The organism is Agarivorans sp. Alg241-V36 (genome assembly GCF_900537085.1).
GTDB lineage: Bacteria > Pseudomonadota > Gammaproteobacteria > Enterobacterales > Celerinatantimonadaceae > Agarivorans.
The window spans coordinates 268,637-281,553 of record NZ_UNRE01000006.1; the positions used below are offsets into that span (position 1 = coordinate 268,637).

The 12,917-nt window shown below is 46.7% G+C and carries 11 protein-coding genes; 3 read left to right on the forward strand and 8 right to left on the reverse strand.

Going from position 1 to position 12,917, the window contains the following annotated elements; translation table 11 throughout:
* Nucleotides 1-4: 4 nt before the first annotated feature.
* Genes G6R11_RS15255 through G6R11_RS15285 form a run of 7 tightly spaced genes read right to left on the reverse strand, consistent with a single transcriptional unit; the run spans nt 5 to nt 7,418 of the window.
* Nucleotides 5-547, reverse strand: coding sequence for a cupin domain-containing protein (locus G6R11_RS15255; protein ID WP_016399829.1), 543 nt, complete (start codon nt 545-547; stop codon nt 5-7).
* A 27-nt stretch (nt 548-574) separates the two neighbouring features.
* Complete coding sequence (locus G6R11_RS15260; RefSeq protein ID WP_016399828.1) at nt 575-1,420, reverse strand: ABC transporter permease subunit; 846 nt, start codon at nt 1,418-1,420, stop codon at nt 575-577.
* Nucleotides 1,420-2,343, reverse strand: coding sequence for a putrescine ABC transporter permease PotH (potH, locus tag G6R11_RS15265; RefSeq protein WP_163133937.1), 924 nt, complete (start codon nt 2,341-2,343; stop codon nt 1,420-1,422). The genes G6R11_RS15260 and potH overlap by 1 nt, the downstream gene beginning before the upstream one ends.
* On the reverse strand, nt 2,340-3,479 hold the full coding sequence (gene potG / locus G6R11_RS15270; protein WP_163133938.1) for a putrescine ABC transporter ATP-binding subunit PotG: 1,140 nt from the start codon (nt 3,477-3,479) through the stop codon (nt 2,340-2,342). The genes potH and potG overlap by 4 nt, the downstream gene beginning before the upstream one ends.
* Before the next feature lie 60 nt (nt 3,480-3,539).
* Nucleotides 3,540-4,649 carry an extracellular solute-binding protein gene (locus G6R11_RS15275; RefSeq protein ID WP_163133939.1) on the reverse strand — a complete coding sequence of 370 codons (1,110 nt, stop codon included), beginning with the start codon at nt 4,647-4,649 and terminating at the stop codon, nt 3,540-3,542.
* Between the two features lie 46 nt (nt 4,650-4,695).
* Nucleotides 4,696-6,054, reverse strand: a complete 1,359-nt coding sequence (locus G6R11_RS15280) for an aspartate aminotransferase family protein (RefSeq protein ID WP_163133940.1) — start codon at nt 6,052-6,054, stop codon at nt 4,696-4,698.
* A 32-nt stretch (nt 6,055-6,086) separates the two neighbouring features.
* Nucleotides 6,087-7,418 (reverse strand): glutamine synthetase family protein, encoded by a 1,332-nt coding sequence (locus tag G6R11_RS15285; RefSeq protein WP_163133941.1) that lies wholly within the window; start codon nt 7,416-7,418, stop codon nt 6,087-6,089.
* 234 nt (nt 7,419-7,652) lie between these two features.
* Between G6R11_RS15285 and G6R11_RS15290 the strand changes: the two genes are divergently transcribed.
* From G6R11_RS15290 to G6R11_RS15300, 3 genes are all read left to right on the forward strand, one after another.
* Nucleotides 7,653-9,023: a glutamine synthetase family protein gene (locus G6R11_RS15290; protein WP_163133942.1), complete on the forward strand. Its 1,371-nt coding sequence runs from the start codon at nt 7,653-7,655 to the stop codon at nt 9,021-9,023.
* Nucleotides 9,024-9,062: 39 nt separating this feature from the next.
* Nucleotides 9,063-10,340 (forward strand): FAD-binding oxidoreductase, encoded by a 1,278-nt coding sequence (locus tag G6R11_RS15295; protein WP_163133943.1) that lies wholly within the window; start codon nt 9,063-9,065, stop codon nt 10,338-10,340.
* 147 nt (nt 10,341-10,487) lie between these two features.
* The gene (locus G6R11_RS15300; protein ID WP_163133944.1) at nt 10,488-11,459 is read left to right on the forward strand and encodes an aldo/keto reductase family oxidoreductase; all 972 of its coding nucleotides are present in this window, start codon (nt 10,488-10,490) and stop codon (nt 11,457-11,459) included.
* A gap of 68 nt (nt 11,460-11,527) precedes the next feature.
* On the opposite strand, the gene G6R11_RS15305 is transcribed toward G6R11_RS15300, so the two are convergent.
* Complete coding sequence (locus G6R11_RS15305) at nt 11,528-12,853, reverse strand: MATE family efflux transporter (protein WP_163133945.1); 1,326 nt, start codon at nt 12,851-12,853, stop codon at nt 11,528-11,530.
* Nucleotides 12,854-12,917 lie beyond the last annotated feature (64 nt).

A 12,917-nucleotide genomic window follows, 5' to 3' on the forward strand; every position in this document is an offset into this window, starting at 1 on the left:
GACCTTAGAAAGTAGGTGGTGTTGCGGCGCTGATGAGCTCGCACTCTTCCTTACTTTTGTTACGAAAACGGTGTGGCTTACGGGTTTCAAAGTAATAAGAATCACCGGCTTTTAGCACTTTAGATTTGCTGCCCACGGTAATCTCAATTTCGCCGCGGATCACAATGCCGCCTTCTTCACCTTCGTGTTGAATAAACTCAGTGCCGGTGTCTGCGCCTGGCGGGTAAATCTCGCGCAAAATCGCCAACTGTCGGCCATTATGTTTACTGCCAACCAGTAGCATTTTCACCTTGCCGTCGCCTAAGTCAGTCAGTTCTTCGGCGCTGTAGAAAATCTTGTCGTCACTTTCCATCTCAAGGGTGAAAAATTCGCCCATAGAAATGGGAATCGCATCGAGGATCTTTTTCAGAGAGCCAACCGAAGGGTTTACTTGGTTCTGCTCAATTTGCGAGATCATACTGTTAGTGACCCCACTTAATTTGGCTAATTCGCGTTGCGAAATACCGCGCATTAGGCGAATACTTTTTAGGCGTTTTCCAACATCCATTAAGTTTTGTTCCTCAAATATCAACGCCTATTTGGCATTGCTGATCTTTAATTCCAGCAAGCGGCGTTTTTCTGCTTTGGCCATTAACCACCAAGCAATAAAAGTAGCGACAGATACTACACCAATAATCAGGGTAGCTAGGGCATTAATTTTGGGACTTACCCCTAACCTTACGCTAGAAAACACCACCATCGGTAAGGTTGTGGCGCTAGGGCCAGAGACAAAGCTGGCAATAACTAAGTCGTCTAAAGATAAGGTAAAGGCTAATAACCATCCGGCAACCAGTGCTGGCAGAATGGTTGGTAAGGTAATGACAAAGAATACCTTAAACGGGGTTGCCCCCAAATCCATGGCGGCTTCTTCGATGCTTTTATCTAGCTCGCGCAGCCGGGAGCTCACCACCACTGATACATAGGCGGTACAAAAGGTGACGTGGGCAATCCAGATGGTCAACATGCCGCGTTGGCTAAATAGGTCAAACACCTGGCCCAAAGATATAAACAGCAATAGCAGGCTTAAACCAGTGATCACTTCTGGCATCACCAGCGGGGCGGTAATCATAAAGGCAAAACTGGTTTCGCCTCTAAATTTGCTATAACGGGTCATCACAAAGGCGGCTAGGGTTCCCAATACCACTGCCGCAGAGGCAGATAAAAAGCCAATGAGTAAGCTTAAACTAATGCCATTCATTAATAGCGAGTCGTTGAATAGCGCCCCATACCACTTGGTTGAAAAGCCACTCCATACCGTAACTAAGCGGTTAGCATTAAACGAATAAGCGATGAGGCTTAAAATCGGCAGGTATAAAAAGGCCAAGCCAAGGCTGAGTATCAGCCATTTCCACTTGGTTTTGTAAACCGGGATCGCATCCATTAGCTGGCCTCCAATTCACGTTTTTGATAACGGTAAAAGAACATAATTGGCACCATTAATAGCAATAACATCACCGAGGCTACGGCTGAAGCAACCGGCCAATCACGGTTATTAAAGAACTCTTGCCACAGCACCTTACCAATAAGAATTGAGTCGGGCCCACCCAGCAATTCAGGAATAACAAACTCACCGACCGCAGGAATAAATACCAACATTGAGCCGGCAATAATGCCAGCCTTAGTTAAGGGCAGAAGTACCTTGAATAACACCGTTAAGGTCGAGGCGCCTAAGTCGCGTGCTGCTTCTATAAGGGAGTAATCAACCCGCATTAGTGCGGTGTATAAAGGCAGGATCATAAACGGCAAATAGGTATAAACAATGCCGATATAAACCGCAGTGTCGGTATGTAGTATTTGCAGCGGCTCGTCGATAACTCCAATGTAGAGCAAGATGTTGTTTAAGAATCCATTGTTTTTAAGAATGCCTATCCAAGCATAAACCCGAATTAAGAAGCTAGTCCACGAAGGTAGAATGATCAGCATTAGCAGAATGTTTCTGTTGGCAGGGCTGGAATGCACAATCGCCCAGGCCATCGGAAAGCCAATCACAAAACATAAAAAGGTGGAAATTGATGCTATACGCACCGACTGCAAATAGGAACTAATGTAGAGATCGTCTTCAATTAGGTAGCCATAGTTGCCTAAGTTAAGCAGTATTTGCACCTGTTCATCCACCATGGTGAGTAACTCACTATAGGGTGGAATGGCAATCATCGCTTCGGCAAAACTGATTTTAAAGACGATGAAGAAAGGCATTAAAAAGAACAAAAACAGCCAAAAGTAAGGCACCGCCATAATGGCGCAGCGCCCACTTGGCACCCAGCGCTTGAGCCTTTGTTTAAGTTTGTCGCTAACAATGGTCATATTTTGAGTACCACGCAGCTGTCGGCTTGCCAACACAAGTACACTTGGTCTTCCCAAGTTGGCATATTATTACGATGACGACTGCTATTTGGCATGGCCGCCGTGACCCGTTTACCGCTGGCTAGGCGCACATAGTAAATCGACTGGTCACCAAGGTAGGCAATATCTTCAACTTTGCCTTGGCATACATTGTTATGGCGTCCTTTAAGGGTTTTAAAAATACTCATTTTCTCAGGGCGAACTGCCACCATAAAGGGCACGCCTGGGGCTGATGATACACCGTGATTTAGGCTAATTGGATAACCAAGCTCTGGGCTGTCGATAGTTGCGCTGTCGTTATCGTTGTCACGCAATACCCCTTCAAACACGTTAACTGAACCAATGAATTCGGCACTAAAGCGTGAGTTAGGGTATTCATAAATTTCTTCTGGTTCGCCCACTTGAATAAACTGGCCGCGATTCATAATCGCAATGCGACTGGCCATGGTCATGGCCTCTTCTTGGTCGTGGGTTACCATTACGCAGGTAACACCAACCTTTTCTAGAATATCCACTACTTCCAATTGCATTTGGCCACGTAGGTTTTTATCTAGTGCACCCATGGGTTCGTCTAACAATAACAGCTTAGGGCGTTTGGCTAGGCTCCGTGCCAATGCCACCCGCTGGCGTTGCCCGCCCGATAGTTGATGCGGTTTGCGGCGAGCGTAGTCTTTCATGCGCACTAGCTCGAGCATTTTGGCAACGGTTGCGCTAATTTCATCTTTAGGCAGCTTGTCTTGTTTTAGACCAAAGGCGATGTTTTGTTCCACGGTCATGTGGGGAAACAGCGCGTAGGATTGAAACATCATATTCACTGGGCGCTGATGTGGAGGAACGCCAATGAGCTCTTGGCCATCGAGAATAATTTTGCCAGTACTGGGCTTTTCAAAGCCGGCTAGCATTCTTAGTAAAGTTGATTTACCACAGCCAGAGGCGCCCAATAAAGCAAAAATCTCACCCTTGTTTATGGTGAGGCTTACATTATCTACCGCTATGGCACCGTCATAGTCTTTACTAATATTTTCAATGTGTAACAAAGGTTCCGGGGCTTTCTCGCCATCTACTGGAAGCTTTGAAATGTGTGACACCGCAGCCATTGCGGATCCTCCATAAAGAATCAAAAACGCACTTGCCACCCTCGGGTGGCAAGTGATTACTTAGTTTTGAAGAAACTTAGTCCACGAGCGCGTAAGTGTTCGCGACACTTTAGCGGGTGTTACCTTCGCTCCATATAATTTAGCTAAGGTTTCATCACTTGGGTAGATCCCCGGATGTTCGATTATTTCAGGGTCAATAAACTCTTTAGATGCCGGAGTTGGGTTGGCATACCAAACATAGTTAGAGATTTCTGAAATCACCTTAGGTTGTAGTAAAAAGTTAATGAATTTGTGGGCGTTATCTTTATGCGGTGCATCGGCAGGAATGGCCATTAGGTCAAACCAGGCTAGCGCGCCTTCTTGTGGGATAACATACTCTACCACTACCCCGTTATCGGCTTCGGCTGCACGATCAGATGCCTGTAATACATCGCCAGACCAACCAATAGCTACACAAATATCACCGTTGGCTAGGTCGTTAATGTACTGCGAAGAGTGAAAATAAGTCACATAAGGGCGTACCGATTTAAGCAGCTGGTAAGCTTCGCCAGTGTCTTTGTAATCATCAGGGTTAACACTATTAGGATCTTTACCTACGTAATGCAATGCCGCTGCAAACAGCTCGGTAGGTGCATTCAAAAATGCCACGCCACAGCTTTGTAGCTTTTGCATATTCTCTGGCTTAAACACTAAATCCCAGCTGTTTACTGGTGCATCATCACCCAGGGCTTCTTTAACTTTGTCTACGTTGTAACCTAAACCTGTGGTTCCCCAAAGGTAAGGTACTGCATATTGATTATCCGGATCTGCAGTTTCATCAAGCATAGACATGATTTTATCATCTAAGTTGGCGTAATTACTCAACTTTGTTTTATCTAATTTGATAAACGCCCCAGCTTGAACTTGGCGGGCTAAGAAGTCTGAAGTTGGCACCACAATATCAAAGCCGGTTGAGCCTGAAAGAATCTTGGCTTCTAGCACTTCGTTTGAATCAAATACGTCGTATACCACTTTAATGCCGGTTTCTGCCTCAAACTGGGCGATAGTATCTTCGGCGATATAATCAGACCAGTTGTACACATTAAGTACTTTTTCTTCGGCTGCCTGCAGGGTGAATGCGCTGGCAGTTAACAGAGAGGCTAGGGTTAGGGTAAAGCTCGCGTTTTTCATTTTGTTCTCCAAATCCTTGTGGTAGTTGCTCGTACTGCTTCGCGGATTAACTCAATGCCTGCAGAGTGTCATCCAAACTTTGTTTTGCCAGTGTAATTAACTGATCGACTTGTTGTTTAGTAATAACCAATGGTGGCGAAATAATCATGGTATCGCCGCAAGCGCGCATGATAAGCCCATTGTTTATGCAAATATCGCGACACACGCCGCCAGCGCCTTGTTCTTTGCTAAAGCGCTGTAGAGTGCTTTTATTGGCAACCAACTCTATGGCTGCCACCATGCCTTTACTGCGTGCTTCGCCAACTAGCGGATGACTGGCCAATTCTTGCCAGCGTTTGGCTAAATAGGGGGCGATGTCATCTCGTACATGACTAATAATGTTCTCTTGCTGCATGATGCGAATATTTTCTATGGCGACTGCGCAAGCGGCAGGGTGGCCGGAATAGGTAAAGCCATGGGCAAACTCCGTATCGGCTTCGGTTAAGCCTTTGGCTACTTTGTCACAGACCATTACCGCGCCAAGGGGCAAGTAGCCAGAGGTGATGCCTTTGGCTAAACAGATTAAATCGGGCTTAATGTTGTAGGTTTGGCAGGCAAACCATTCTCCGGTGCGGCCAAATCCACAGATCACTTCGTCCACTACCAACAAAATATCGTATTTGTCGCAAATGCGCTGAATCTCAGGCCAGTAAGATTCTGGTGGAATAATTACGCCTCCCGCGCCTTGGATGGGCTCGGCGATAAATGCCGCTACCTTATCTTCACCGAGCTCTAGAATTTTTTGCTCTAGTTGTTGGGCGCGCTCTAAACCAAACTGTTGTGGATCTTGGCCTTGGCCTTCTTCAAACCAATAAGGCTGGTCGATGTGGCTAATGTTAGGTAATGGCAAGCCACCTTGGGCGTGCATAAAGCCCATGCCACCTAAGCTGGCACCAGCCATGGTGCTGCCATGATAGGCATTGTTGCGACTAATGATTTCCAGTTTGTTGGGCTGACCTTTGCTGGCCCAATAATGGCGCACCATGCGCACTACGGTGTCATTACATTCCGAGCCCGAGCCGGTAAAAAAGGCATGATTTAAGCCTTCTGGAGTTAGCTCGGCGAGCAGGGTGGATAACTCAACCGCGGGGCTGTGAGTAGTTTGAAAAAACAGGTTGTAGTAAGGCAGCTGTTGCATTTGTTTGGCAGCTGCATCAACTAACTCTTGGCGACCATAACCTAGATTTACACACCACAAGCCGGCCATGGCATCGAGCAACTTATTGCCCTCACTGTCGTATACAAACACACCTTCGCCTCGTTCTATCACTCTAGCTCCCTTGGCATTTAACTCTTTAAAGTTAGTGAATGGGTGCAAACAGTGGGCGCTGTCTTGTTGTTGTATCGTCAATGTTGCTGTGCTCATTTCGCCTCCTTGTGGCTGAGTTAACTCTAGGTTTATACGTTGAGTAATAAAAACTCACGTTCCCAAGAACTAATGACCTTGAAGTAGGTTTGGTACTCTTTACGTTTTACTGCCACGTAACAGTTCACAAAGCGCTCGCCAAGAATTTCCTTTAGCTCTTCGCATTGCTCTAACTTAACTAAGGCTTCTTCCAAGGTGCCGGGCAGGGTGTAGCGATCTTCGCTCACATCACCGGTTTCTTCGGCAGAAGGAGTCAGTTGTTTTTTCATGCCGATATAGCCACAGGCTAAGGTAAGTGCCATGGCTAGATATGGGTTGGCATCAGCACCGGCAAAGCGGTTTTCTACGCGGCGATTTTGCGGATCGGATAGTGGTACTCGTAAACCCACGGTGCGATTGTCGATGCCCCATTGCAAATTAATCGGCGCCGAATCGCCAAACATTAAGCGCCGATAGCTGTTTACGTTAGGGGCATAAAAGGCAATGCTAGCCGGGGTGAATTGCTGCAAACCGGCAATAAAGCTTAAAAACATTTGGCTATTGCTGCCGTCTTCGTTAGCAAACAAGTTGTTGCCATTAAAGTCCACTAGGCTTTGGTGAATATGCATGGCGCTGCCGGGTTCGTCTTCCATTGGTTTGGCCATGAACGTGGCATAGGTATCGTGTTGTAAGGCCGCTTCGCGCATGGTGCGCTTAAAAAGAAAAACTTGGTCGCAGGCTAATATTGGTTCGCCGTGATCAAAGTTGATTTCCATTTGTGCCGCGCCAGATTCATGCACCAAGGTATCTACATCTAGGTTCTGTGCTTCACAGTAGTCGTACATGTCTTCGAAGAGCGGGTCAAACTCGTTTACCGCGTCAATACTAAAGGACTGACGGGCTGTTTCTGGTCGGCCGTTGCGTCCAATGGGTGGCTCTAGTGGGTAGTCCCAGTCGAGGTTTTTCTTTACTAAGAAAAATTCTAGTTCTGGAGCCACAATCGGTTTCCAGCCTTCTTTTTCATAAAGTGCCAGTACTTTTCTCAACACTGAGCGTGGCGCCATGCCAATGAGTTGGCCTTGGCTGTCATAACAGTCATGAATAAGCTGGGCGGTGGGCTCTTTTGCCCAAGGCACAAAACGCACACTGTCGGTGTCTGGCTCAAGGTTCATGTCTTTCTCGGTCCAGTCGAATAGGTCATCATCGTCTGGCCAGTCACCGGTGACGGTTTGGTAGAAAATTGATTCAGGGAGGCGCATGCCACCTTCTTTGAGGTACTTGCTAGCTGGGATAATTTTGCCGCGGGCATTACCGGTAATATCGGGGATGAGGCATTCAACTTCGGTTATTCGGTTTTCCTCAAACCACTTCCTGACGTTATCCATATTCACCTGTCATAAATCTGTTAAGTAAAACGGGGCAGATGCTTGAGTTGCTTACTTTTCACCCCGCACTAATAAGAATTGTCATGAATTCCGGTTAAAGTCAATAAAGTGTTCAATAAAAACTAAATATAGGCCGTTTTTTAGCTTATTGTGTATTTTAATTTGCATTATACTTAACACTGTGCTGTAAATTTATAGGGTTTTAGGGACGCTTCAAGCGAGGGACTGTTAATTATGTTGAAACACCAGCCACAGGTTCAGCCAATCAGTATGCTTCAGCAGGTGGATGATTTTTTGGCTGCCCATCCGCAATTAGAGAGCGTAGATTTGATGCTGTCTGATATGAATGGCGTGATCCGCGGTAAGCGTATTGAGGCGGCGTCTTTAGCTAAAGTAGCCCAAGAAGGCATGTGTTTACCGGCGTCGGTGTTTGCTCTGGATATTTGTGGTGACACCGTAGAGCAAACCGGTTTGGGTTTTGAGCAAGGCGATGGCGACCGTATTTGTCAGATACTGCCACATAGTTTGTCGATGATTCCTTGGAAAAAAAATGCCGCACAAGCTCTGTTAACTATGCATGAGGTAGGTGGCTCAGCCTTTTTTGCTGACCCTCGCCAGCTGCTTGGCAAGGTACTGCAAGGATTACATCAGCAAGATTTATTTCCCTGTGTAGCCATTGAATGGGAGTTCTACCTTTTAGATGCGCGCAGTGAAAACCGTCAACCGCAAGCGCCACTGTTACCTAAATCGCAGCAGCGAATGCAGCAAACTCAAGTTTACTCTTTAGATGAGCTGGACGAGTTTGATGAATTTATTCGCGATATTCAGGATTACTGCCATACCCAAAATATTCCCAGCGATAACGTTATTGCTGAATACGCTCCCGGGCAGTTTGAAGTTACCTTGCAACATCAGCAGGACCCGTTGTTAGCCTGCGACCAAGCCATTTTATTGAAACGAGCGATTAAAGCGGTGGCTAAACAACATGGTTACTTAGCCACGTTTATGGCCAAACCCTATGCCGAGCATTCTGGCAATGGCTGCCACGTGCACATTAGTATGCTAGATAAACAAGGCCACAACCGCTTTTCCACTGAACAGAGCTTGTTGGAATATGCTTTGGCAGGACTACTCGACACCATGCCGCAAGCCATTGCCTTGTTAGCGCCTAATGCCAACTCTTACCGTCGATTCCAACCGGATATGTTTGTGCCACTGCAAGCTGATTGGGGCTGGGATAATCGCACCGTTGCCTTGCGCATTCCTTCTGGCAGCACTGAAAACACTCGCATTGAGCATCGCGTAGCTGGTGCTGATTGTAACCCTTATATTGTAATGTCGGCCTTATTGGCTGGGATTTCTTATGGTATTGAACAGCAACTTGATTGCCCTGAAGCGGTGAGCGGTGATGCTAGCAAAGTACCAGCGCCAGCACTGCCTTGCACTTGGCAGCAGGCCTTAGCTAAATTTGAGCGATCTACTTTGTGGTCGCTACTCGGTGCCGATTTTAGCCATGTATACCATGCCAACAAGCTTAACGAGTGGCAGCGCTTTGAGGCGCAAGTGACACCTTTAGAGCAGCAGTGGTATCAGCAAATGGTGTAGTGCCAACAGCAGAATTGTTTTTATGTTTAAGGTGAGAAAATGAAAGCGCAACATGCAAATTCATATTATGCGGCCAGTGCTAATTTGCACTTAGATTATCCGCAGCTACAAGGAGAACATCAGGCCGATGTGTGTGTAGTGGGTGCCGGTATCACCGGCGCAAGCACTGCTCTGGAATTAGCCAGCCAAGGCTATAAGGTCATTTTGCTGGAAGGCAGCCGAGTAGGTTGGGGAGCGTCTGGGCGAAGTGGCGGGCAAGCCATTTTTGGCTGGGCCAGTGAGCAATCTACTCTGGAGAAACTGGTGGGCAAAGATGACGCCAAAAAGCTCTGGGATCTCTCAGTTGAATCGCTAGCAGTAACTAAAGAATATATTGGCAAACACCAGATTGACTGTGATTGGCAAGACGGTCAAATTCATGTGGCGATTAAAGATCGTCATGTTCGCGAGTTAAAAGAATGGCAGCAACAGCTCAGTGAAGACTACGGCTATGAACATTTAGAATACTGGTCGCAAGACCAACTAGAAAACCAGCTTAAAAGCCCCCGTTATTTAGGCGGTATGTTTGATTCAAACAGTGGCCACCTGCACCCGCTTAATTACACCTTAGGTTTGGTTAAAGCCGCAGAGCAAGCCGGCGCGAGTATTTATGAAGACAGCAAGGTCATCAAAATTGAACACGGCGCTAAAGTTAAACTTCACACCGCCCAAGCGAGCGTAAGCTGCCAGCATGTGGTGTTAGCCTGCAATGCCTACATGGAAGGGCTAAATAGCAAGCTAGAAAGCAAAGTGATGCCAGTGGGCACATACATTTGCGCCACTAAACCTTTAGGGGATCAGCGTGCCCGAGAGTTAATAGCTAATAACATGGCAGTGTGCGACATCAACTTTGTATTGGATTATTACCGTTGCTCTGGCGATCACCGAATGTTGTTTGGTGGCAGAGTGAGTTATTCGGGCATTGAGCCACGTAATTTAGCTCAAACCATGAAACAGCGTATGGATTGGGTATTTCCGCAACTAAGTGATGAACCGGTAGAGTTTGCCTGGGGCGGTAATGTAGGTATTACCATTAACCGTGCGCCTCATTTTGGCCGAATAGCGCCGAATGTGTATTTTGCTCAAGGCTTCTCGGGCCATGGCATTGCAGCCACCGGTTTGGCGGGTAAGCTGATGGCGGAATCGATTATGGCCACCTCAGAGCGCTTTGATATATTCGATAAAATCCCACACATGCCCTTTCCTGGTGGACGTTTATTGCGTACCCCGGCTTTAGTGCTTGCGATGACTTATTACCGAATTCGAGATTTGCTTTAGTAGCATCGGCTGGCCTAGCGTCAGCCGCTCAAATTATCTTCTTTTCATTCGTACTATAGTTCGTATTTTCTGCCTATAAACCTATTAGCGCTCGCTGATTTATCGTTATACTTGGCTAATATTCGTAATCACAAAGGTAAGCACGAGATGGCTGCATCACCGATTAATCAGGTTTTTCCTAAGGCAAGTCGCCTTGTATATGGCTGCATGGGTTTGGGCGGGAACTGGGATAATTCACCTGTAACCCAAGATCACTTAAACCAAGCGCATACCGCTATTGATGCGGCCTTAGAGATAGGCATTAACTATTTTGACCATGCCGACATCTATACCATGGGTAAGGCTGAGCAGGTTTTTGGTCAAGTATTGGCACAGCGTCCAGAGTTGCGTGAGCAAATTATTCTGCAAACCAAAGCGGCCATTCGCTTTGGCGATGATCAATGGTGTGGTCGCTACGATTGGTCGGCAGATTACATTCGCCAAAGCGTTGAAGATTCATTGCGCCGCTTACAAAGTGAAAGCATTGACGTGATGATGCTGCACCGCCCAGATCCTTTGGCCGAAATGGACGAAGTGGCCGCGGTGCTTAGTGAACTAAAAAGCAGTGGTAAAGTGCAGCACTTCGGTGTTTCTAACATGAGCGGAGCGCAAATTGCCCATTTGCAATCACTACTGAGCTTTCCGCTAGTGGCGAATCAGTTGGAGATGAGCTTGTCTAAATTAGATTGGCTTGATCACAATATTGCCGTTAACGACGAGCAAGTAAAAGGCCACAGCTTTGTTGCTGGTACACTTGAGTATTGCGCGATGAACAAAGTGCAAATTCAAGCCTGGGGAAGTTTATCGCGTGGCTTGTTTAGCGGCGCTGATTTATCTAACGCCAGCCAAGCTCAGCGTGATACTGCACAGCTAGTTCGCCAATATGCCGATCAAAACTCTACTTCGCCAGAGGCTGTTGTACTGGCGTGGTTAATCCGTCACCCAGCTGGTATTCAGCCAGTAATTGGTAGTGTGAATCCTGATCGAATTCGTGCTTGTGGCGACGCTACTAAACTGCAGCTTAGCCGTGAACAATGGTATCAGCTGTATGTTACTTCGCGCGGAAATGCTTTACCTTAAACACTGCATTTTCCAGATAAAACGCCGAGCTAATGCTCGGCGTTTTTGTTGGTTTACTCGTCAGCTTATTAGGCGGTCTCAGCTTTTAACTGTTGTACCAGTTTTAGCAGCCACCAAGTGACTACCACACTAAGAATTACCGTAGATAGCGGCATCACTAACCAAATACCCACCACACCAAAAGCGACCGGTAATAGCAGCATAAATGGCAGTTGAATTGCCATATTGCCTACCGAGATAAAGGTAGCGCGATTGGCGCGATTAATTGACTGGAACACCACCGCGCCAGTAAAAATCAAACCGTCTAATGGCATCGCCCAAAGGTGCAGGCGGATACCGCTTACCGTTGCAGCTAATAGCTCTGGATCATCGCTGTTAAAAACCGACACGCTAAATTCGCTAAATAGGTTCATTAGAAATACCGCAGCCACTCCGCTGCCTAAAATAATGCTAAAACCCAAAGCCATTACTCTTAGTACATTGTCGTAGCGTTTAGCGCCAAAGTTATAGGAGATAAGAGGCTGCATGCCATTGGCAAAACCTTCTGCAATAAAGTAATAAATTACGCTTAAATACAGCACAATCGCATAGGCACCAGTTTCGGTTATGCTGCCGTAACGAAGGAATAAATAATTGTGCACCAAGGTGATAAAGGCGGTGTACACCGTGGTAAAAAAGCTGCTTAAGCCTAAATTGCTGATATTAGCTAGATACTTTGGTTTTAAGCGAAAGCCGCTAACTTGAAAGCTCAAGCTACTATAGCGAGAGAAAAAGTAAGCAAAGGCTAGCAGCATCACTAAGGCTTGCGCGCCCAAGGTAGCATAGGCCGCACCAGCTAGCTGCCAATCCCACTTAACAATAAACAAATAATCGAGGCCGATGTTGGCGACTGCACCGACGATCATCAACAAGGTGGCAAAGTTGGGCGAGTTGTCGTTTCTAATCAAGATGGGTAGGGCGCAGCTAAATAGCACAAGCAGTGCGCCATTGCCGAGGATACTCAAGTAGCTTTCGGCCATGGATTGAATGTTTCCACTCGCTCCCTGCAGGCTTATAGGGGCAGAGCCCAAGCTGGCTAACACTACACTAAATAGCACTGCCATTAGTAGCATCAGCAGTAAGGCATGAGTTAATAGGCTTTGGGCTTTTTCGGTTTTTCCCTCGCCAGTCGCAATTGATATTAATGCGCCGCCACCCACACCCACCATTAAACCTAGGCCGGTGACTAAAAATATAATCGGCCAAGCTAGGTTAATCGCCGCTAGCCCTTCTGCGCCGAGAACTTGGCCAATGAAAATGCCATCTACAATCAAATAAATGCCGCTTACTATCATTGCCACTACCGAAGGAATGGAATAGCGCCAAAATTGTAAGGTAATGTTTTTACTAAGCATGATTCGCCAACATAAAGGAATAGCAAGGCACAGAGGGTACCGAGTTGCCGTTCCATCATATGCA

Bases quoted from the DNA above. Each gene is read 5' to 3' on its own strand.
- G6R11_RS15255 (WP_016399829.1), bottom strand. From the start codon at position 547: ATGGATGTTGGAAAACGCCTAAAAAGTATTCGCCTAATGCGCGGTATT.
- G6R11_RS15275 (WP_163133939.1), bottom strand. From the start codon at position 4,649: ATGAAAAACGCGAGCTTTACCCTAACCCTAGCCTCTCTGTTAACTGCC.
- G6R11_RS15300 (WP_163133944.1), top strand. From the start codon at position 10,488: ATGGCTGCATCACCGATTAATCAGGTTTTTCCTAAGGCAAGTCGCCTT.
- G6R11_RS15305 (WP_163133945.1), bottom strand. From the start codon at position 12,853: ATGCTTAGTAAAAACATTACCTTACAATTTTGGCGCTATTCCATTCCT.
- G6R11_RS15260 (WP_016399828.1), bottom strand. From the start codon at position 1,420: ATGGATGCGATCCCGGTTTACAAAACCAAGTGGAAATGGCTGATACTC.
- G6R11_RS15290 (WP_163133942.1), top strand. From the start codon at position 7,653: ATGTTGAAACACCAGCCACAGGTTCAGCCAATCAGTATGCTTCAGCAG.
- G6R11_RS15285 (WP_163133941.1), bottom strand. From the start codon at position 7,418: ATGGATAACGTCAGGAAGTGGTTTGAGGAAAACCGAATAACCGAAGTT.
- G6R11_RS15280 (WP_163133940.1), bottom strand. From the start codon at position 6,054: ATGAGCACAGCAACATTGACGATACAACAACAAGACAGCGCCCACTGT.
- G6R11_RS15295 (WP_163133943.1), top strand. From the start codon at position 9,063: ATGAAAGCGCAACATGCAAATTCATATTATGCGGCCAGTGCTAATTTG.
- potG (WP_163133938.1), bottom strand. From the start codon at position 3,479: ATGGCTGCGGTGTCACACATTTCAAAGCTTCCAGTAGATGGCGAGAAA.
- potH (WP_163133937.1), bottom strand. From the start codon at position 2,343: ATGACCATTGTTAGCGACAAACTTAAACAAAGGCTCAAGCGCTGGGTG.